The following is a 19,492-nucleotide window of genomic DNA, read 5'->3' on the forward strand; positions in this document are numbered from 1 at the left end:
CACAGCGGGCAGGGCGGCTCGGCCAGCGGGCTGGACGCTGCCCGGTAGGGGCGGAAAACCGCGGCGCTTTTTCGGCGATGACGGTACCATTAGCCGGCTAACTAATAGTCCGGGGTCGCCATGCTCGCCGTCGTCCAGCAAACCCTCGCCGTCACCGCACCGGTCTTCGCCATGCTGTTTCTCGGCGTGGTGCTCAAGCGCTTGGGCTGGATCGACACGGCCTTCATCAACACCGCCTCGTCCCTGGTGTTCCGCGGCACCATGCCGACCCTGCTGTTTCTCGGCATCGTCAGGGCCGACCTGAGCACCGCGTTGCAGCCGGCGCTGCTGCTCTACTTCGTGCTGGCGACCCTGGCGTGCTTTTCGATCGCCTGGGGCTGGGCCATCTGGCGTTGCCCCGAAGCCGATCGCGGCATCTATACCCAGGGCGCCTTTCGCGGCAACAACGGCATCGTCGGCCTGGCCCTGGCCACCAGCCTGTATGGCGACTACGGCCTGGCGGTGGGCAGCGTCCTGGCCGGGGTGGTGATCCTCTGCTACAACGTGCTCGCGGCCATCGTCCTGGCGATCTACAGCCCCGTCGGCAAGTCCGACCCCCGGGCAATCGGCCTGAGCATCGTGCGCAATCCGTTGATCGTCGGCGTGCTGCTGGCCATGCCGGTGGCCTACTGGCAATGGCCCCTGCCGAACTGGCTGCTGCTGTCGGGGCAGTACTTCGCGCAGATGACCCTGCCCCTGGCGCTGATCTGCATCGGCGGCACCCTGTCCCTGGCCTCGCTGCGCGAGAGCAGTGCCGTCGCCCTCAGCGCCAGTGCGATGAAGATGGTCTGGCTGCCGCTGCTGGCGACCCTGGGCGCCTGGCTGTGGGGCTTTCGCGGCGCCGACCTGGGCATCCTGTTCTTCTACTTCGCCAGCCCCACCGCCGCGGCCAGTTTCGTCATGGCCCGGGCCATGGGCGGCAACCACCAGCTGGCCGCGGCGATCGTGGTGATCACCACCCTGGCCGGGGTGGTGACCATCAACCTCGGTCTGCTGCTGTTGCAGTGGGCCGGCTGGACCTAGGGCGCGGGCCTCAGGCGGGGCGCTGACGATGCCAGGCGCGGGCGCCGACCACCAGCAGGGTCACCGCGGTCAGCGGCAGGGCATAGCCGAGCATGGCGGCGGCGAAGGTTTCGGCGAAGGGCCGGGCGTTGGCCGTGAGCACCAGGTACAGGGTGTAGGCCGCGTAGTAGGCCAGGAACAGCAGGCCCTCCCAGCGGTTGATGCGGTAGCCGGAGAAGAAGATCGGCAGGCAGGCGATGCTGACTGCGATCATCACCGGGAAGTCGAAGGCCAGGGCGTTGGCCGGCACGGCGATAGGCAGCGGCGACACCAGCGAGGCCAGGCCCAGCACGCAGAGCAGGTTGAAGATGTTGCTGCCGACTATGTTGCCCACGGCGATGTCCCGTTCGCCCTTGAGCACCGCCATCACCGAGGTCGCCAGCTCCGGCAGCGAGGTGCCGACCGCCACCACGGTCAGGCCGATCACCAGTTCCGACAGGCCCAGGGCGCGGGCTAGGCCGACCGCACCCTCGACCAGCAGGTTGGAGCCGCCGACCAGCAGCACCAGGCCGCCGATCAGCAGGCCCAGGTTGATCAGGCCGGCATGGGGCTTGGGCGCCTCGTGCAGGCCGAACTCCTTGGCGAATTCGTCGTCGGCGCCGCCCTGCTCCTTGCGGCTGCTGACGATCAGGAAGGCGGTATAGGCCAGCACCCCGGCGAACAGCAGGGCGCCATCGAGGCGGCCGAGCTGGCCGTCCCAGGCCAGGGCCAGGGCCAGCAGGCTGGCGCCGATCATGATCGGCACGTCCAGGCGGATCAGCTGGCGCGACACCACCAGCGGGGCGATCAGCGCGGTGGTGCCGAGGATCAACAGCACGTTGGCGATATTGCTGCCGAGTACGTTGCCGATGGCCAGGTCGCCGCTGCCGTTCACCGCTGCCTGCACGCTCACCGCGGTTTCCGGGGCGCTGGTGCCGAAGGCCACCACGGTCAGGCCGATGATCAGCGGCGGGATGCCGAACTGCGCCGCCAGTTTGGCGGCGCCGCGCACCAGTACTTCGGCACCGGCTACCAGCAATAGCAGGCCGGCGATCAGGTAAACGAAGGTCATCAGGGTCATGGCGAGGGGCTCCAGAAAGGTGCGGCCAGTGTAGCCATCCGCACGCGCTGGGCTAGAGGGGCAGGGCGGTTATTGGTAACCGCGTGTAAAGGCCGGGCGCGTCAGTCGGCCAGCGCTTGCACGCGCACCGGCACCACGCCGGCGCGGAGCATGTCGAGGCGTGCGGCGGCCTCCTTCGACAGGTCGATGATGCGCCCGCGGGCATAGGGGCCGCGGTCGTTGATGCGCACCACCACGCTCTTGTCGTTGCGCAGGTTGGTCACCCGCACCCGGCTGCCGAACGGCAGGCTGCGGTGGGCGGCGGTCAGGGCGTGCTGGTCGAAGCGCTCGCCGCTGGCGGTCTTCTTGCCGTGGTGGCGCGCGCCGTAATAGGAGGCGCGGCCTTCGGCGCTGTAACCGCCGTCGGCGACGCGCTGTCCGGCGCAGCCGGTAAGGGCTGCGGCCAGGCCGAGCAGGAGGAGGGTTCTGAACATGTGGACTCCGGGTAGGGCGGGGCGGGGCGCGTAGCCGTCGCGCAGCACAACCAGCGGTTGCTGGTGGAAAACGCTGTGCGGTTTTCCTCCCTACGGATGACTCCGGTAGGGAGGATGACGCAGTTCTCATCCGCCACGAGCAATGGACTAGCGGTGCGATTGCCACCCACCGCATAAAGCAACGCCGGGCAGGCCCGGCGTTAGTGGGTGGCATGAAGGCTTACCCTTCGAGCTTCTTCTTCAGCAGTTGGTTCACCTGGCCGGGGTTGGCCTTGCCCTTGGAGGCCTTCATGGCCTGGCCGACGAAGAAACCGAACATCTTGCCGCGCTTGGCTTCATCAGCGGCGCGGTACTGCTCGACCTGTTCGGCATTGGCCGCCAGCACCTCGTCGAGCATGGCCTCGATGGCGCCGCTGTCGGTGACCTGCTTGAGGCCCTTGTTCTCGATGATCGCATCGGCGTCGCCTTCGCCGGCGGCCATGGCCTCGAACACCATCTTGGCGATCTTGCCGCTGATGGTGTTGTCCTTGATGCGCAGGATCATCCCGCCCAGCTGTGCGGCGGACACCGGCGACTGCTCGATCTCCAGGCCTTCCTTGTTGAGCAGGCTGGACAGCTCGCCCATCACCCAGTTGGCCGCCAGCTTGGCGTCGCCGCAGACCTGCTGCACCTGCTCGAAGTAGTCGGCCAGCTCGCGGCTGGCGGCCAGCACGCTGGCGTCGTAGGCCGACAGGCCGAACTCGCGCTCGAAGCGTTCGCGCTTCTGCACCGGCAGCTCCGGCAGGCCGGCGCGGATCTCCTCGAGGAAGCTCGGCTCGATCACCACCGGCAGCAGGTCGGGGCAGGGGAAGTAGCGGTAGTCGTTGGCTTCTTCCTTGCTGCGCATGGAGCGCGTCTCGTCCTTGTTCGGGTCGTACAGGCGGGTTTCCTGCACCACCGTGCCGCCGTCCTCGATCAGCTCGATCTGCCGCTGCACCTCGTGGTTGATCGCCTTCTCGATGAAGCGGAAGGAGTTGACGTTCTTGATCTCGGCGCGGGTGCCGAACTCGGCCTGGCCCTTGGGCCGCACCGAGACGTTGCAGTCGCAGCGCAGCGAGCCCTCGGCCATGTTGCCGTCGCAAATCCCTAAGTAGCGCACCAGGGCGTGGATCGCCTTGACGTAGGCCACCGCCTCCTTGGCGGAGCGGATGTCCGGCTCGGAGACGATCTCCAGCAGCGGCGTGCCGGCGCGGTTCAGGTCGATGCCGCTCATGCCGTGGAAGTCTTCGTGCAGGCTCTTGCCGGCGTCCTCTTCCAGGTGTGCGCGGGTGATGCCGATGCGCTTGACCGTGCCGTCTTCCAGGGTGATGTCCAGGTGGCCCTTGCCGACGATGGGGTGGTCCATCTGGCTGGTCTGGTAGCCCTTGGGCAGGTCCGGGTAGAAGTAGTTCTTGCGGGCGAAGACGTTCTTCGGTGCGATCTCGGCGTCGATCGCCAGGCCGAACTTGCAGGCCATGCGCACGGCTTCTTCGTTGAGCACCGGCAGGGTGCCGGGCATGCCCAGGTCGACCAGGCTGGCCTGGGTGTTGGGCTCGGCGCCGAAGCCGGTGGCGCTGGCGGAGAAGATCTTCGATTGGGTGCTGAGCTGAGCGTGGATCTCAAGCCCGATGACTGTTTCCCATTGCATCTCTATCGTCCTCAGAATCCAGCCGGAGCTTGTTGATGCCAGTCGGTCACCGTCTGGTACTGGTGCGCAACATTGAGCAGGCGGCCTTCCTGGAAATAGGGGGCGAGCAGCTGCACGCCGACCGGCAGGCCGTCGACGAAGCCGGCGGGCATCGACAGGCCGGGGATGCCGGCCAGGTTGGCGGTGATGGTGTAGATGTCTTCCAGGTAGGCGGCGACCGGGTCGTTGCTCTTCTCGCCGAGCCTCCAGGCCGGGTTCGGCGTGGTCGGGCCGAGGATCACATCGACCTCCTCGAACGCCTTGACGAAGTCGTTCTTGATCAGCCGGCGGATCTTCTGCGCCTTGAGGTAGTAGGCGTCGTAGTAGCCGGCGGACAGCGCGTAGGTGCCGACCATGATGCGCCGCTTGACCTCGGCACCGAAGCCCTCGCCACGCGAGCGCTTGTACAGGTCTTCCAGGTTGACCGGGTTCTCGCAGCGGTAGCCGAAACGCACGCCGTCGAAGCGCGACAGGTTGGAGCTGGCCTCGGCCGGCGCGATCACGTAGTAGGCCGGGATCGCGTGCTGCATGTTCGGCAGGCTGATGTCCTTGACCGAGGCGCCGAGCCTCGATAGCTCCTCGACCACCGCCATGACCTTCTCGCCGATGCGCGCGTCGAGGCCGGCACCGAAGTACTCCTTGGGCAGGCCGATGCGCAGGCCGGCCAGCGGCTGATTCAGGGCGGCCAGGTAGTCGTCCACCGGTTGCTCGACGCAGGTGCTGTCCTTCGGGTCGAAGCCGGCCATGGCCTGCAGCATCAGCGCGCAGTCCTCGGCGGTGCGGGCCAGCGGGCCGCCCTGATCGAGGCTGGAGGCGTAGGCGATCATGCCCCAGCGCGACACGCGGCCGTAGGTCGGCTTGAGGCCGGTGAGGTTGGTCAGCGCCGCCGGCTGGCGGATCGAGCCGCCGGTGTCGGTGCCGGTGGCGGCCGGCAGCAGGCGCGCGGCCACCGCGGCGGCCGAGCCGCCGGAGGAACCGCCGGGCACGCGCTCGAGGTTCCAGGGGTTCTTCACCGGGCCGTAGTGGCTGGACTCGTTGGCCGAGCCCATGGCGAATTCGTCCATGTTCAGCTTGCCCAGGCTCACCGCGCCGGCGCTGGCGAGCTTCTCCACCACCGTGGCGTCGTAGGGCGCCTTGAAGCCGGTGAGGATCTTGGAGGCGCAGCTGGTCAGCACGCCCTGGGTGCAGAACAGGTCCTTGTGGCCGATCGGTGCGCCGAGCAGGGCGCCGTTCTCGCCGCTGGCGCGGCGCGTGTCGGCGGCCTTGGCCTGGGCCAGGGCCTGCTCCTCGGTGACGCTGATGAAACTGTTGAGCTGCGGGTCGAGGCGCTGGATACGCGTCAGCAGCTCGCGGGTCAGTTCCTCGGCGGAAAATTGCTTGGCGGCGAGGGCGCGGGCGATCTCGGCCAGGGTCAATTGATGCATGGCGTGGCTCATTCCCTTACTCGATGACTTTCGGAACCAGGTACAGGCCGTTTTCCACGGCCGGGGCGATGGCCTGGTAGGCGTCGCGCTGGTTTTCTTCGCGCACTGCGTCGGCGCGCAGACGCTGGGTGGCTTCCAGCGGGTGGGCCAGGGGCTCGATGCCGGTGGTGTCCACCGCCTGCATCTGGTCGACCAGGCCGAGGATGCTGTTGAGGGTCTCGGTGGTGCGCGGAATATCGTCTTCACTCAGGCCCAGGCGGGCCAGGTGGGCGATTTTTTCCACGTCGGAGCGTTCAAGCGCCATTGGGGTTCTCCAATAGAGGGCAGCCAGTGGAAATGTGAACGGGTCGCCGTGCATGCAAAAAGATGCAGGGAACGGATGCCGTGAGCTGGCGGTCAAAGGCCGCGATGATGGGCTCTGGAGCCCGGAAAAACAGGCAATCTAACATATCGGCGCCTTGCTCAAAATCCCTCCCGTTGTTAGAGTTTGCCGCACTTTTTTACCCACGCGTTGCCTAGGGTCCCTAATCCCATGTTCAAGAAACTGCGTGGCATGTTTTCCAGCGATCTGTCGATCGACCTGGGCACTGCCAATACCCTTATTTATGTCCGCGAACGTGGCATCGTGCTGAACGAGCCGTCCGTGGTCGCGATCCGCACCCATGGCAACCAGAAGAGCGTCGTCGCCGTCGGTACCGAAGCCAAGCGCATGCTGGGCCGTACCCCGGGCAATATTTCCGCCATCCGTCCGATGAAGGACGGGGTGATCGCCGATTTCAGTGTCTGCGAGAAGATGCTGCAGTACTTCATCAACAAGGTGCACGAGAACAGCTTCCTGCAGCCTTCGCCGCGCGTGCTGATCTGCGTGCCGTGCAAGTCGACCCAGGTCGAGCGCCGTGCCATCCGCGAATCGGCCCTGGGCGCCGGCGCCCGCGAGGTGTTCCTGATCGAAGAGCCGATGGCCGCAGCCATCGGCGCCGGCCTGCCGGTGGAAGAGGCCCGTGGCTCCATGGTCGTCGACATCGGCGGCGGCACCACCGAGATCGCCCTGATCTCGCTGAACGGCGTGGTCTATGCCGAATCCGTGCGGGTCGGCGGCGACCGTTTCGACGAGGCCATCATCACCTACGTGCGCCGTAACTACGGCTCGCTGATCGGCGAGTCCACCGCCGAGCGCATCAAGCAGGAAATCGGCACCGCCTACGCCGGCGGCGAGCTGCGCGAAGTCGACGTGCGCGGGCGCAACCTGGCCGAGGGCGTGCCGCGCAGCTTCACCCTGAACTCCAACGAGGTGCTCGAGGCGCTGCAGGAATCCCTGGCGACCATCGTCCAGGCGGTCAAGAGCGCCCTGGAGCAGTCGCCGCCTGAGCTGGCCTCGGACATCGCCGAGCGCGGCCTGGTGCTGACCGGTGGCGGCGCGCTGCTGCGCGACCTGGACAAGCTGCTGGCCCAGGAAACCGGCCTGCCGGTGATAGTCGCCGAGGACCCGCTGACCTGCGTGGCGCGCGGCGGCGGCAAGGCCCTGGAGATGATGGACCGCCACACCATGGACCTGCTGTCCACGGAGTAAGGCGCCAGTCCCTCGTCTCGAGCTGCAAGCCGGGTCCTTATCCGCTTGCAGCTTTTTATTGCCGCCTGACGTCTTGAGGAATCGCCCATCAAACCGCTATTTGCCAAGGGACCTTCGCTCGGTGTACGCCTGTTGGTGCTGACCGTGCTGTCGGTCGCGCTGATGGTGGTGGATGCGCGCTTCACCCTGCTGCAGCCCCTGCGCAGCCAGCTGGGGGTGATAGTCGAGCCGGTCTACTGGCTGGGCCGCTTGCCCCTGACTCTCTGGGAGGGGGCCACCGAGGAGCTCAGTTCGCGCAGCGAGCTGGCGGCGGAGAACGAGAAGCTCAAGGCCGAGCAGCTGATGATGCAGCGCCGCCTGCAGAAGCTCGCCACCCTCACCGAGCAGAACGTGCGCCTGCGCGAGCTGCTCAATTCGGCGGCCCTGGTCGACGACGAGGTGCTCGCCACCGAGCTGATCGGCATCGACCCCAACCCCTTCACCCACCGCATCCTCATCGACAAGGGCGAGAAGGACGGCGTACTGCTCGGCCAGCCGGTGCTCGATGCCCGCGGCCTGATGGGCCAGGTGGTCGAGGTCATGCCCTACACCTCGCGGGTGCTGCTGCTCACCGACACCACCCACAGCATCCCGGTGCAGGTCAACCGCAACGGCCTGCGCGCCATCGCCAGCGGCACCGGTAACCCGGAAAGCCTGGAGCTGCGCCATGTGGCCGACACCGCGGACATCAAGGAGGGCGACCTGCTGGTCAGCTCCGGCCTCGGTCAGCGCTTCCCGGCCGGCTATCCGGTGGCCACGGTGAGCGAGGTGGTCCACGACTCCGGCCAGCCCTTCGCCATCGTCCGCGCCGTGCCCACCGCCAAGCTCAACCGCAGCCGCTATATGTTGCTGGTGTTCACCGACCCGCGCAGCCCGGAGCAGCGCGCGACCGAGTCGGCCGAGGCGCAGGAGGCCGCCGATCGCCAGCGTCAGGAACAGGAGGCGTCGGCGGCTGCGGCGGCCGAGACGGCGGGGTCATCGACTGTCCAGGAGGTTGAGCAATGATCGCCGTTCGCGCGCGCAACGTCTGGGTGATCTGGTTCAGCCTGGCCCTGGGCCTGGTGCTCAGCGTGGCCTCCCTGCCGAGCTTCATGGAGAGCGGCCGCCCCCTGTGGCCGGCCCTGCTGCTGACCTACTGGGTGTTGGCCCTGCCGCACCGGGTCGGCATGGCCACGGCCTGGTTCATCGGCCTGCTCGCCGACGTGCTCAACGGCACGCTGCTGGGGCTCAACGCCCTGGTGCTGACCCTGATCACCTTCCTGGTGCTGAGCCTGCACCAGCGCCTGCGCATGTTCCCCCTGTGGCAGCAGAGCATGGTCTTGCTGGTGGTGTTCGGCCTGGCCCAGTTGCTGCACTTGTGGCTCAATGCCTTGACCGGCAGTCGCCCGCCGACCCTGGCGTTCGTCCTCCCGGCCCTGGTCAGCGCACTGCTGTGGCCCTGGGTCCATGCCCTGCTGCGCGGCGTGCATCGGCGCCTGGGTGTCAACTAAGCGGGGCGCGGCCCCGCCACTACCCCACAGGGAGAGGTCTTGATGGCCACGCTATACCTGGCTTCGGGGTCGCCGCGCCGGCGCGAGTTGTTGGCGCAGATCGGCGTGCCCTTCACCCCCCGTATCGTCCCCGTCGATGAGTGCGTCTTGCCCGGCGAGTCGGCCGAGGCCTATGTCGAGCGCCTGGCGCGGGAAAAGGCGCTGGCCGCACTGGCCACCCTGGAGCAGGCGGCCGATGCCGTGGTGCTGGGCGCCGATACCGCGGTGGTGCTCGAGGGCCGCATCCTCGGTAAGCCGGCGGATCGCAGCGAGGCCCTGGAGACCCTTGGCGCGCTGTCCGGGCGCGAGCACCAGGTGCTGACCGCCGTGGCCCTGGCGTCGCCGGCGCGGGTGGCGTCGCGGGTGGTGGTCAGTCGGGTCGGCTTCCGTGCGCTGAGTCGCGCCGAGATCGAGGCCTACTGGGCCAGCGGCGAGCCCCGGGACAAGGCCGGCAGCTATGGTATCCAGGGCCTGGCGGCGGTGTTCGTCAGGCAGTTGCAGGGCAGTTATTCGGCGGTGGTCGGCCTGCCCCTGTGCGAAACCGCCGAATTGCTCGCCGAGTTCGCCATTCCCTGCTGGCAGGCGCGGCCGGTCGCGGCTTCCCGCCCCAATGCACAAGAGATGGACCCATGAGTGAAGAGATTCTGATCAATATCACGCCAATGGAATCGCGCGTGGCGGTGGTGGAGAACGGCGTGCTGCAGGAGGTGCATGTCGAGCGCACCCAGCGTCGCGGCATAGTCGGCAACATCTACAAGGGCAAGGTGGTGCGGGTGCTGCCGGGCATGCAGGCGGCCTTCGTCGACATCGGCCTGGAGCGCGCGGCCTTCATCCACGCCTCGGAAATCTCCAGCCGCGAAGGCGCGGCGGTGGAAACCATCAGCGCCCTGGTGCACGAGGGCCAGAGCCTGGTGGTGCAGGTGACCAAGGACCCGATCGGCAGCAAGGGCGCGCGCCTGACCACCCAGCTGTCCATCCCCTCGCGCTACCTGGTGTACATGCCGCGCACCAGCCACGTGGGCATCTCGCTGAAGATCGAGGACGAGGGCGAGCGCGAGCGTCTCAAACAGGTGGTCGCCGACTGCATCGGTGACGAAGGCATCGAGGAGGCCGGCGGCTTCATCCTGCGCACCGCCGCCGAGGGGGCGGGGGCCGACGAGATTCTCATCGACATCCGCTACCTGCGCCGCCTGTGGGACCAGATCGCCGTGCAGATGCAGAATGCGCCGGCGCCCTCGGTGATCTACGAGGACCTGTCCCTGGCCCTGCGTACCCTGCGCGATCTGGTCAGCCTGCGTACCGAGAAGCTGCGCATCGACTCGCGGGAAACCTTCCAGAAGATCGCGCAGTTCGTCGCCGAACTCATGCCGGAAATCGCCGACCGCCTGGAGCACTATCCGGGCGAGCGACCGATCTTCGACCTGTACGGGGTCGAGGACGAGATCCAGCGGGCCCTGGAGCGCAAGGTGCCGCTCAAGTCCGGCGGTTACCTGATCATCGACCCGGCCGAGGCGATGACCACCATAGACGTCAACACCGGCGCCTTCGTCGGCCACCGCACCCTCGAAGAGACCATCTTCAAGACCAACCTTGAGGCCGCCACCGCCATCGCCCGCCAGCTGCGCCTGCGCAACCTCGGCGGGATCATCATCATCGACTTCATCGACATGGAGGACGAGGAGCATCAACGCCAAGTGCTCCGCACTCTGGAGAAGCAGCTGGAGCGCGACCACGCCAAGACCAATATCATCGGCATCACCGAACTGGGTCTGGTGCAGATGACCCGCAAGCGCACCCGTGAAAGCCTCGAACAGGTGCTCTGCGAGCCCTGTACCAGCTGCCAGGGGCGCGGCAAGTTGAAGACCCCGGAAACCATCTGCTACGAGATCTTCCGTGAGATCCTGCGTGAGGCCCGGGCCTATCAGCCCGAGGGCTACCGGGTACTGGCCAACCAGAAGGTGGTGGACCGTCTGCTCGACGAGGAGTCGGGCAATGTCGCCGACCTGGAGAGCTTCATCGGTCGTACCATCAAGTTTCAGGTCGAGACCATGTACTCCCAGGAGCAATACGATGTGGTGCTGTTGTGACCGGGTGCTCGCTGTTCAAGGATTGAGCTGAATGGATCGGTTGACCCGCTGGCTCGCCGCCGTCCTGCGCTGGGCGTTGGCCTGTTGTGCCTTGCTGCTGGTGCTGGCGGCGCTGTTCGTCAGCCTCGGCCGCGAGCTGGTGCCCTGGGTCGCCGAGTATCGCCTGGAGGCCGAGGATCGGGGGCGCGCGCTGCTCGGCCTGCCGCTGCAGATCGGCAGCCTGGAAGGGCGCTGGCAGGGCTTCGCGCCGCTGCTGATCGGTCGCGACGTGCGCCTGGGCGAGGGCCCCGGGGCGCTGCACCTGGATCAGCTGCGGGTGCGCCCGGACCTGCTGGCCAGCCTGCTGGCGCGCGAGTTGCGGGTGGCGGCACTGGAGCTGGAGGGGCTGCAGCTCGGCGTGCGCGAGGACGCGCACGGTGCCTGGACGCTCAAGGGATTGGTGCCCGGCGGCGCCGGTGGCGGCGTCGATGTCGCGCAGTTGCTCGGGCGGTTGCAGCGGGTCGAGCGCCTGTCGTTGCTCAACAGCCAGGTGACGGTGGAGGCCTGGGAGCGTCCCGTACAGACCCTGACCTATGTCAACCTGAGCCTGCGCAACGGCGCCAGCCGCCAGCGTCTGGACGGCCGCCTGCTGCTGCCCGACGGCCAGCCGCTGGCCCTACAGCTGCGCTCGCGGCTGCAGGTCGAGCGCTGGCGTGAGGCCGAACTGCAGCTGTATCTGAGCCTGCCGCAGAGCGACTGGGCGCGCTGGCTGCCGCCCAGTGTGCTGCGGCAGTGGCGGCTCGAGCAGTTGCAGGCCGGCGGCGAGCTCTGGCTGTCCTGGGCCGACGGCGCGGTGCGGCGTGCCGTGGCGCGCCTGCACGCGCCACGGCTACGTGCGGGTTATGCCGAGCGCCAGGCGGTGAGCCTGCAGGACCTGGCGCTGAATGCCTACTTCTCTCGTACCGCTCAGGGCTTCGAGCTGCTGCTGGACGATCTGGCGTTGAGCCAGGGCGAGAGCCGCTGGGGCGAGGTGCGCCTGGGCCTTAGCCAGGTGCGCGACAGTGCCGAGGCCGAGGAGCAGTGGCAGTTGGCGGCCGATCACCTCGACCTGGCGCCCCTGGCGCCCCTGGTGAGCGCCCTGGCGCCGCTGCCGGACCAGGCCCTGGGGCTGCTCGAGCGGCTGCAGCCCCGTGGGGCGCTGCGCAATGTGCGACTGGACTATCGGCCGCGCATCGCCGGTGACAAGCGTCTGCAGTTCGCCGCCAACCTCGAACGCATCGGCTTCGCGGCCTATGAGGCCGTGCCGGCGGCGCAGAACATCAGCGGCAGCATCGGCGGCGACCTGGGGCAGGGCGAGCTGCGCCTGGATGCGCAGGACTTCGTCCTGCATCTGGATACCCTGTTCCCCAAGCCCTGGCACTACAGCAAGGCCAATGCCCGCCTGACCTGGAGCCTGGACGAGCAGGCCTTCACCCTGCGCAGCCCCTACCTGCAGGTGGTCGGCGAGGAGGGTGAGATCGCCGGCGACTTCCTCATCCGCCTGCTGCGCGACTCCCGGGGCGAAGACTACATGGACCTGCGCGTCGGCCTGCGCCAGGGCGATGCGCGTTACACCGAGAAGTACCTGCCGACCCGCTCGCCGGGGTTCGAGCCGCAGCTGGCCCACTGGCTGCAGACGGCTATTCGTGGCGGCGTGGTGGATGAGGGCTACTTCCAGTACCAGGGGTCGCTGAACAAGGGCGCGGCGGATGCGGCGCGCAGTCTCAGCCTGTTCTTCGCCGTGCACGATGCCGAGCTGGCGTTCCAGCCGGGCTGGCCGGCCCTGCGCGAGGGGCGTGGCGAGGTCCTGATCGAAGACAGTGGCGTGCGCGTGCGCCTGGCCGAGGGGCGCCTGCTCGACAGTCGGATACGCCAGGCGCTGGCCGAGATTCCCCATGCCGGAGTGGGGCGGGTGCCGCACCTGCAGCTGGATGCCGAGGTGCAGAGCAGCCTGGGCGATGCCCTGCAGCTGCTCCAGGAGGCCCCCATGGGCACGGCCGACACCTTCGCCGGCTGGCAGGGCGAAGGCCCGCTCGATGGTCGGCTCAAGCTCGACCTGCCCCTGCAGCAGGGCTTGCCGGTGGCCGTGGTGGTCGATTTCGCCACCGAGGGCGCTCGTCTCGAACTGGCCAATCCGCAGCTGAAGCTCAGCCGCCTGCGCGGGGCCTTCCGCTACGACTCCGCCACGGGCCTGAGCGCCCCGGATATCCGTGCCCGGGCGCTCGGCCACGCGTTGCGCGGCAAGGCCGTCGCGCAAGGCCGCGGCGGCCAGGCGAGCACGCGCATCGAGGCCCGCGGCCAGGTGCCGCTGGCAGAGCTGAGCGCCTGGCTGGGCGTCACCGCGCCGCTGCCGCTCAGCGGCACTTTGCCTTATCGCCTGCGCCTGAGCCTGGACGGACTCGACAGCCAGTTGCGGGTGGACTCCAACCTGCAGGGCCTGGCCATCGCCCTGCCGGCGCCCTTCGGCAAGTCCGCCGAGGAGCAGCGCTATGCCGACTGGCGCATGACCCTGGGCGGCGCCGAGCGCCGCTACTGGCTGGACTATGCCGAGCTGGCCAGCCTGTCCTTCGCCGCCCCTGCGGACAACCCGGGGGAGGGGCGCGGCGAACTGCGCCTGGGCGATGGCCCGGCGTTGTTGCCGACGGCCAAGGGGCTGCGCCTGCGCGGGCGGCTGTCCGAACTGGACTGGGCCGCCTGGCAGGCCGTCTTGCAGCCTTATCGAAGCCTGGCGCAGGACGACGCTCAGCAACTGTTCAAGGATGCGCAGCTGCAGATCGCCCGCTTCACGGGTTTCGGCGGCAGCCTGGACGATCTCGCCGTGCGCCTCGGGCGCGCCGGCGCCGGCTGGGCCCTGAGCCTGGACAGCCAGACGCTCAAGGGGCAGGTGCGACTGCCGGACGCGGACACCTCCCCGATCGCGGTCAGCCTGGACTACCTGCGCCTGCCGCCGGCCGAGCCGAAGACCGCAGTGGCCGTCGACCAGCCCGACCCGCTGCAGAACCTCGACCCGCGGCAGATTCCGGCCCTGGACGTGCGGGTCGACCGGGTCTTGCAGGGCGAGGAGCTGCTGGGGGCCTGGTCGCTGAAGGCGCGGCCGAGTCCGAACGGCGTGCGCTTCGACGATCTGCGGCTGCAGCTCAAGGGCCTGCAGCTCGATGGCAGCGCCGGCTGGGAGGGCGCACCGGGCGCCAGCGCCAGTTGGTACAAGGGCCGCCTGCAGGGCAAGGACCTGGCCAAGGTGTTGCTGGCCTGGGGCTATGCGCCGACGGCCAGCAGCGAGCGCTTCCGCCTGGATGTCGACGGGCGCTGGCCGGGCTCGCCGGCCTGGGCCAGTCTCAAACGTTTCTCCGGCAGCATGGATGCGGTGCTGCGCAAGGGGCAGTTCGCCGAGGTGCAGGGCTCGGCGTCGGCGCTGCGGGTGTTCGGCCTGCTCAACTTCAACTCCATCGGCCGCCGGCTGCGCCTGGATTTCTCCGACCTGCTCGGCAAGGGCCTGAGCTATGACCGGGTCAAGGGCCTGCTGGCCGCCACCGACGGGGTGTTCGTCACCCGTGAACCGATCACCCTGACCGGTCCGTCCAGCAACCTGGAGCTGAATGGCACCCTGAACATGGTCAACCAGCAGATCGACGCCAAGTTGCTGGTGACGCTGCCGGTGACCAACAACCTGCCGCTGGCCGCACTGATCGTCGGTGCGCCGGCCATAGGCGGCGCGCTGTTCGTGGTCGACAAGTTGCTCGGCGACCGGGTGGCGCGCTTCGCCAGCGTGCAATACGACGTCGAAGGCGATCTGGCGGACCCCAGGATCACCTTCGACAAGCCCTTTGAAAAGCCGCAATAAGCCCGGGCCGGCCATGCAGGCCGAGGCCGAGGCTTGTAAGCTGGGTACCGATAGAGTCCCCGAGATGGAGAGGCCATGACCCTCGCCGTGATTCAGCTGGTCAGTCAGGACGATGTGCTCGCCAACCTGGCCAGTGCCCGGCAGCGCCTGGAGCAGGCGGCGCAGGCCGGGGCGCGCCTGGCGGTGCTGCCGGAGAACTTCGCCGCCATGGGGCGCCGTGACCTCGCCGCCCTGGGACGCCGCGAGGCGCTCGGCGAGGGGCCGATCCTGCCCTGGTTGCAACAGACGGCACGCGACCTGCGGCTATGGATAGTCGCCGGCACCATTCCCTTGCCGCCGGACGGCCAGCCCGAGGCCAAGGCCCATGCCTGCTCGCTGCTGATCGACGAGCAGGGCCAGCGGGTGGCGCGTTACGACAAGCTGCACCTGTTCGACGTGGATGTGAGCGACAGCCGCGGCCGCTATCGCGAGTCCGACGACTACGCCCATGGCGCGCGGGTGGTGGTGGCCGACACGCCCGTTGGGCGGTTGGGTTTGACGGTGTGTTACGACCTGCGTTTCCCTGAGCTGTATGGCGCCCTGCGCGAGGCGGGCGCCGAACTGATCAGCGCGCCCTCGGCCTTCACCGCGGTTACCGGCGCCGCCCACTGGCAGGTGCTGATCCGTGCCCGGGCCATCGAGACCCAGTGCTATGTGCTGGCCGCCGATCAGGGCGGCCGCCATCCGGGCGGCCGCGAGACCCATGGCCATTCGGCCATCGTCGACCCCTGGGGGCGCATCCTCGCCGAGCAGGCCAGCGGCGAGGCCGTGTTGCTGGCGCCGCGCGATGCCGCCGAACAGGCGGCGATCCGCCAGCGCATGCCGGTGGCCCGGCACAAACGATTTTTCGCCGCGGCCGACCCGCGGTTGCCAGATTCGGAACAGTCATGAACGAGATGATGCAGTTATGAGCCAGATGTTGATGTCCGTCAGCGAGCACCTGTTGTCCCCAGGCGGCCTGAGCCTCGACCACCTGCCCAGGGTGCTGGGCGAGCTGGCCGGCCCGGGTATCGACGCCGCCGACCTGTATTTCCAGAGCCAGGTCTCCGAAACCTGGGTGCTGGAGGATGGCATCGTCAAGGAGGGCAGTTTCAACCTCGACCAGGGTGTCGGCGTGCGCGCCCAGTCCGGCGAGAAGACCGGCTTCGCCTACAGCAATGCGATCACGCCCGAGGCCCTGGGCCAGGCCGCGGGCGCGGCCCGCTCGATCGCCCGGGCCGGTCAGCAGGGCCGGGTGCTGGCCTTCAGCAATCCACTGGTCAGTGCCCTGTATGCCCCGGACAACCCGCTGGACGTGATCGACCGGGCGCAGAAGGTCGAGCTGCTCCAGCGCATCGACCAGGCCACCCGCGCCCTCGATCCGCGCATCAAGCAGGTCACGGTGAGCCTGGCCGGGGTCTGGGACCGGGTGCTGGTGGCGGCCAGCGACGGCAGCCTGGGCAGCGATGTGCGCCCGCTGGTGCGCTTCAATGTCAGCGTCATCGTCGAGCAGAACGGCCGCCGCGAGCGCGGCGGCCACGGCGGCGGCGGGCGCACCGATTACCGCTATTTCCTCGCCGAGGACCGGGCCATGGGCTACGCCCGCGAGGCGTTGCGCCAGGCCCTGGTCAACCTCGAGGCGGTCGCCGCGCCGGCCGGCAGCATGCCGGTGGTGATGGGGGCCGGCTGGTCCGGAGTGCTGCTGCACGAGGCGGTCGGCCATGGCCTGGAGGGCGACTTCAACCGCAAGGGCAGCTCCGCCTACAGCGGCCGCCTGGGCGAGAAGGTTGCCTCCAGCCTGTGCACCATAGTCGACGACGGTACCCTGGCCGAGCGCCGCGGCTCCCTGAGCATGGACGACGAGGGCACGCCCACCGAATGCACCACGCTGATCGAGAACGGCGTGCTCAAGGGCTACATGCAGGACAAGCTGAACGCTCGCCTGATGGGCGTGGCCTGTACCGGCAACGGCCGTCGCGAGTCCTACGCGCACCTGCCGATGCCGCGCATGACCAATACCTACATGCTGGCCGGCGAGAGCGACCCGGAAGAAATCATCCGCTCGGTGAAGAAGGGCATCTACTGCGCCAACCTCGGCGGCGGCCAGGTGGACATCACCAGCGGCAAGTTCGTCTTCTCCACCAGCGAGGCCTACCTGATCGAGGACGGCAGGATCACCGCGCCGGTCAAGGGCGCCACCCTGATCGGCAACGGCCCGGAAGCCATGAGCCGGGTGTCGATGGTCGGCAACGACCTGGCCCTGGACAGCGGCGTCGGCACCTGTGGCAAAGACGGCCAGTCGGTGCCGGTGGGCGTCGGCCAGCCGACCCTGAGGATCGATGCGATCACCGTGGGTGGCACGGGAGCCTGATGCTGGAAGCGCTGTTCCACCTGCTGGTTGAGGTGCTGTTGTACGGCAAGGGTTATTGGGTCCTGCGCCTGCTCTCTGTCGGTCGGATCAGGCCAGGGGGCTGGAATGACGGGCTGGTATCGCTGGTGGGGCTGCTGGCGACCCTGCTCTGGGCGGTACCCTTGTTGATCTGGTTGAGCGGGGACTAGCCCGGGCATGGCGTGTAGGGTGGACATTCGCTGCGCGAGATGTCCACCCTACGGATTGCTAAACGTTCAGCGCAGCCCGCGCTGGCTTTCGTCCAGTTCGCGGATGTACTTGAAGATCTTGCGCGCGGCGGCCGGCGCCTTGTTCTGCGCCGCTTCGTGCTGGGCCTGACGGATCAGCTGGCGCAGGTGCTGGCGGTCGGCCTGGGGGTAGTCGCCGACGAAGGCTTCCAGGGTCTCGTCGCTGCCGCCCAGCAGGCGGTCGCGCCAGCGTTCCAGGTTGTGGAAGCGTTCGTTGTACTGGCGCGTGGAGGCGTCCAGCTGATCGAGCAGGTGGGTGATGGCGTCGATGTCCTGCTCGCGCATCAGCTTGCCGATGAACTGGATATGGCGCTTCTTCGCCACATTGGCCGTGTGTTTCGGCGCCTCGGCCAGGGCGCGGCGCAGGGCATCGGTCAGGGGTAGCTTGTTCAGCAGGTCGGGCTTTAAGGTGGTTAGGCGCTGCCCCAGGTCTTGCAGGGCATGCAGCTCGCGTTTGACCTGGGATTTGCTCTTCTCACCGGAGAAGTCGTCAAGGTATTCGGGCATGGGGGTGGTCCAGTGGAAAACGCCGTCATGATAGCAGCAAGTTTCCGGCCGCAAGCGTCCGGTCCATGCGGGACCTAGCTTGTCGCCCATCGCTTAGGAGTGTTTATGAGTGCAGTAGAAGGGGTCGGCCCCGCCGCCGTGCCGCAGTTGCAGGCCCAGGTCGAGCAGATCATCGCCGAGGCCAAACGGCAGGGCGCCAGCGCCTGCGAGGTGGCCGTATCGGTGGAGCAGGGGCTGTCCACCAGCGTGCGCCGCGGCGAGGTGGAGACGGTCGAGTTCAACCGTGACCAGGGCTTCGGCATTACCCTCTATGTCGGCCAGCGCAAGGGCTCGGCCAGTACCTCGGCCAGCGGCGAGGCGGCCATTCGCGAGACCGTGGCGGCGGCCCTGGCCATCGCCAGGCATGCCTCCGAAGACGAGTGCGCCGGGTTGGCCGATGCCGCGCTGATGGCCCGCGAGCTGCCGCAACTGGACCTCTATCACGCCTGGGCGATCAGCCCGGAGCAGGCCATCGAGCAGGCGCTGCGCTGCGAGGCGGCGGCCTTCGCCGAGGATCCGCGGATCAGCAATGCCGATGGCACCACCCTCAATACCCACCAGGGTTGCCGGGTGTACGGCAACAGCCATGGTTTCGTCGGCGGCTACGCCAGCACCCGTCACAGCCTCAGCTGCGTGATGATCGCCGAGGAGGGCGGGCAGATGCAGCGCGACTACTGGTACGACGTCAACCGCCAGGGCGAGTTGCTGGCCGATGCCGCCGATATCGGCCGCCGCGCCGCGCAGCGCACAGTCAGTCGCCTGGGGGCGCGGCCGGTGCCGACCTGCGAGGTGCCGGTGCTGTTCTCCGCCGAGTCGGCCACCGGGCTGTTCGGCCATTTCCTCGCGGCGATTTCCGGCGGCAACCTCTATCGCCAGTCGTCCTTCCTCGAAGGCGCCTTGGGTCAGCAGCTGTTCCCCGCGTGGCTCAAGCTCGACGAGCGTCCGCACATCCCGCGTGCCCTGGGCAGCGCGGCGTTCGACGGCGACGGCCTGGCGACCTACGCGAAGTCCTTCGTCGAGGGCGGCGAGTTGCTGTCCTATGTGCTGGGCACCTATTCCGGACGCAAGCTGGGCATGCCCAGCACGGCCAACGCCGGTGGCGTGCACAACCTGTTCGTCAGCCACGGCGACGAGGACCAGCAGGCGCTCCTCAAGCGCATGGGCCGCGGCCTGTTGGTCACCGAGCTGATGGGGCACGGCCTGAACCTGGTCACCGGCGACTACTCGCGTGGCGCCGGCGGCTACTGGGTGGAGAACGGCGAGATCCAGTTCCCGGTGCAGGAAGTGACCATCGCCGGCAACCTGCGCGACATGTTCAGGCAGATAGTCGCGGTGGGCAGCGATCTGGAGCTGCGCAGCAATATCCGCACCGGCTCGGTGCTGATCGAGCGCATGACGGTGGCCGGCAGCTGACGGCCGACCGCGCAACGCAAGAAGGGCTGCC

The 19,492-nt window shown here is 68.2% G+C and carries 17 protein-coding genes; 11 read left to right on the top strand and 6 right to left on the bottom strand.

Going from position 1 to position 19,492, the window contains the following annotated elements; genetic code table 11:
- Nucleotides 1-120: 120 nt before the first annotated feature.
- A complete protein-coding gene (locus ACSX1C_RS19960) occupies nt 121-1,062 on the top strand; it encodes an AEC family transporter (protein ID WP_439887559.1) in 942 nt (313 codons plus the stop codon).
- Between the two features lie 10 nt (nt 1,063-1,072).
- Here ACSX1C_RS19960 and ACSX1C_RS19965 read toward each other — a convergent pair whose 3' ends face one another.
- The 5 genes from ACSX1C_RS19965 to gatC all read right to left on the bottom strand — a co-directional run bounded on the left by ACSX1C_RS19965 (nt 1,073) and on the right by gatC (nt 6,067).
- On the bottom strand, nt 1,073-2,161 hold the full coding sequence (locus ACSX1C_RS19965; RefSeq protein ID WP_439887560.1) for a calcium/sodium antiporter: 1,089 nt from the start codon (nt 2,159-2,161) through the stop codon (nt 1,073-1,075).
- A gap of 101 nt (nt 2,162-2,262) precedes the next feature.
- The gene (locus ACSX1C_RS19970; protein WP_439887561.1) at nt 2,263-2,634 is read right to left on the bottom strand and encodes a septal ring lytic transglycosylase RlpA family protein; all 372 of its coding nucleotides are present in this window, start codon (nt 2,632-2,634) and stop codon (nt 2,263-2,265) included.
- A 220-nt stretch (nt 2,635-2,854) separates the two neighbouring features.
- A complete protein-coding gene (gene gatB, locus ACSX1C_RS19975) occupies nt 2,855-4,300 on the bottom strand; it encodes an Asp-tRNA(Asn)/Glu-tRNA(Gln) amidotransferase subunit GatB (protein WP_439887562.1) in 1,446 nt (481 codons plus the stop codon).
- 11 nt (nt 4,301-4,311) lie between these two features.
- The gene (gatA, locus tag ACSX1C_RS19980; RefSeq protein ID WP_439889448.1) at nt 4,312-5,763 is read right to left on the bottom strand and encodes an Asp-tRNA(Asn)/Glu-tRNA(Gln) amidotransferase subunit GatA; all 1,452 of its coding nucleotides are present in this window, start codon (nt 5,761-5,763) and stop codon (nt 4,312-4,314) included.
- A 16-nt stretch (nt 5,764-5,779) separates the two neighbouring features.
- Nucleotides 5,780-6,067 (bottom strand): Asp-tRNA(Asn)/Glu-tRNA(Gln) amidotransferase subunit GatC, encoded by a 288-nt coding sequence (gene gatC / locus ACSX1C_RS19985; RefSeq protein ID WP_318643362.1) that lies wholly within the window; start codon nt 6,065-6,067, stop codon nt 5,780-5,782.
- Nucleotides 6,068-6,295: 228 nt separating this feature from the next.
- Here gatC and mreB point away from each other — a divergent pair, with 228 nt between their 5' ends.
- The 9 genes from mreB (at nt 6,296) to ACSX1C_RS20030 (ending at nt 17,424) form a co-directional block, all read left to right on the top strand.
- Nucleotides 6,296-7,333, top strand: coding sequence for a rod shape-determining protein (mreB, locus tag ACSX1C_RS19990; RefSeq protein WP_213641231.1), 1,038 nt, complete (start codon nt 6,296-6,298; stop codon nt 7,331-7,333).
- 135 nt (nt 7,334-7,468) lie between these two features.
- Entirely contained in the window at nt 7,469-8,377 is a 909-nt protein-coding gene (mreC, locus tag ACSX1C_RS19995) for a rod shape-determining protein MreC (RefSeq protein WP_439889449.1), read from the top strand.
- Nucleotides 8,374-8,862 carry a rod shape-determining protein MreD gene (mreD, locus tag ACSX1C_RS20000; protein WP_318643358.1) on the top strand — a complete coding sequence of 163 codons (489 nt, stop codon included), beginning with the start codon at nt 8,374-8,376 and terminating at the stop codon, nt 8,860-8,862. Before mreC ends, mreD begins: the two co-directional genes overlap by 4 nt.
- Nucleotides 8,863-8,904: 42 nt before the next feature.
- Nucleotides 8,905-9,534, top strand: a complete 630-nt coding sequence (locus ACSX1C_RS20005) for a Maf family protein (protein ID WP_439887563.1) — start codon at nt 8,905-8,907, stop codon at nt 9,532-9,534.
- Nucleotides 9,531-10,988, top strand: a complete 1,458-nt coding sequence (rng, locus tag ACSX1C_RS20010; RefSeq protein WP_439887564.1) for a ribonuclease G — start codon at nt 9,531-9,533, stop codon at nt 10,986-10,988. The genes ACSX1C_RS20005 and rng overlap by 4 nt, the downstream gene beginning before the upstream one ends.
- Nucleotides 10,989-11,019: 31 nt before the next feature.
- A complete protein-coding gene (locus ACSX1C_RS20015) occupies nt 11,020-14,847 on the top strand; it encodes a YhdP family protein (RefSeq protein WP_439887565.1) in 3,828 nt (1,275 codons plus the stop codon).
- A 75-nt stretch (nt 14,848-14,922) separates the two neighbouring features.
- A complete protein-coding gene (locus ACSX1C_RS20020; RefSeq protein WP_439887566.1) occupies nt 14,923-15,777 on the top strand; it encodes a carbon-nitrogen hydrolase family protein in 855 nt (284 codons plus the stop codon).
- 16 nt (nt 15,778-15,793) lie between these two features.
- A complete protein-coding gene (gene tldD, locus ACSX1C_RS20025) occupies nt 15,794-17,236 on the top strand; it encodes a metalloprotease TldD (protein WP_318643348.1) in 1,443 nt (480 codons plus the stop codon).
- Nucleotides 17,236-17,424, top strand: coding sequence for a hypothetical protein (locus tag ACSX1C_RS20030; protein ID WP_439887567.1), 189 nt, complete (start codon nt 17,236-17,238; stop codon nt 17,422-17,424). Before tldD ends, ACSX1C_RS20030 begins: the two co-directional genes overlap by 1 nt.
- A 66-nt stretch (nt 17,425-17,490) precedes the next feature.
- Here ACSX1C_RS20030 and yjgA read toward each other — a convergent pair whose 3' ends face one another.
- Nucleotides 17,491-18,009 carry a ribosome biogenesis factor YjgA gene (gene yjgA, locus ACSX1C_RS20035; protein ID WP_318643345.1) on the bottom strand — a complete coding sequence of 173 codons (519 nt, stop codon included), beginning with the start codon at nt 18,007-18,009 and terminating at the stop codon, nt 17,491-17,493.
- 105 nt (nt 18,010-18,114) lie between these two features.
- Here yjgA and pmbA point away from each other — a divergent pair, with 105 nt between their 5' ends.
- On the top strand, nt 18,115-19,461 hold the full coding sequence (pmbA, locus tag ACSX1C_RS20040) for a metalloprotease PmbA (protein WP_439887568.1): 1,347 nt from the start codon (nt 18,115-18,117) through the stop codon (nt 19,459-19,461).
- The last annotated feature ends 31 nt before the right edge of the window (nt 19,462-19,492 follow it).

This window comes from Pseudomonas sp. MBLB4123 (assembly GCF_051904775.1).
GTDB classification, from domain to species: domain Bacteria; phylum Pseudomonadota; class Gammaproteobacteria; order Pseudomonadales; family Pseudomonadaceae; genus Aquipseudomonas; species Aquipseudomonas benzenivorans_B.

Excerpts from the sequence above, each read along its gene's own strand:
- ACSX1C_RS19960 (WP_439887559.1), top strand. The coding sequence starts at position 121 with ATGCTCGCCGTCGTCCAGCAAACCCTCGCCGTCACCGCACCGGTCTTC.
- ACSX1C_RS19965 (WP_439887560.1), bottom strand. The coding sequence starts at position 2,161 with ATGACCCTGATGACCTTCGTTTACCTGATCGCCGGCCTGCTATTGCTG.
- ACSX1C_RS19970 (WP_439887561.1), bottom strand. The coding sequence starts at position 2,634 with ATGTTCAGAACCCTCCTCCTGCTCGGCCTGGCCGCAGCCCTTACCGGC.
- gatB (WP_439887562.1), bottom strand. The coding sequence starts at position 4,300 with ATGCAATGGGAAACAGTCATCGGGCTTGAGATCCACGCTCAGCTCAGC.
- gatA (WP_439889448.1), bottom strand. The coding sequence starts at position 5,763 with ATGCATCAATTGACCCTGGCCGAGATCGCCCGCGCCCTCGCCGCCAAG.
- gatC (WP_318643362.1), bottom strand. The coding sequence starts at position 6,067 with ATGGCGCTTGAACGCTCCGACGTGGAAAAAATCGCCCACCTGGCCCGC.
- mreB (WP_213641231.1), top strand. The coding sequence starts at position 6,296 with ATGTTCAAGAAACTGCGTGGCATGTTTTCCAGCGATCTGTCGATCGAC.
- mreD (WP_318643358.1), top strand. The coding sequence starts at position 8,374 with ATGATCGCCGTTCGCGCGCGCAACGTCTGGGTGATCTGGTTCAGCCTG.
- ACSX1C_RS20005 (WP_439887563.1), top strand. The coding sequence starts at position 8,905 with ATGGCCACGCTATACCTGGCTTCGGGGTCGCCGCGCCGGCGCGAGTTG.
- rng (WP_439887564.1), top strand. The coding sequence starts at position 9,531 with ATGAGTGAAGAGATTCTGATCAATATCACGCCAATGGAATCGCGCGTG.
- ACSX1C_RS20015 (WP_439887565.1), top strand. The coding sequence starts at position 11,020 with ATGGATCGGTTGACCCGCTGGCTCGCCGCCGTCCTGCGCTGGGCGTTG.
- ACSX1C_RS20020 (WP_439887566.1), top strand. The coding sequence starts at position 14,923 with ATGACCCTCGCCGTGATTCAGCTGGTCAGTCAGGACGATGTGCTCGCC.
- tldD (WP_318643348.1), top strand. The coding sequence starts at position 15,794 with ATGAGCCAGATGTTGATGTCCGTCAGCGAGCACCTGTTGTCCCCAGGC.
- ACSX1C_RS20030 (WP_439887567.1), top strand. The coding sequence starts at position 17,236 with ATGCTGGAAGCGCTGTTCCACCTGCTGGTTGAGGTGCTGTTGTACGGC.
- yjgA (WP_318643345.1), bottom strand. The coding sequence starts at position 18,009 with ATGCCCGAATACCTTGACGACTTCTCCGGTGAGAAGAGCAAATCCCAG.
- pmbA (WP_439887568.1), top strand. The coding sequence starts at position 18,115 with ATGAGTGCAGTAGAAGGGGTCGGCCCCGCCGCCGTGCCGCAGTTGCAG.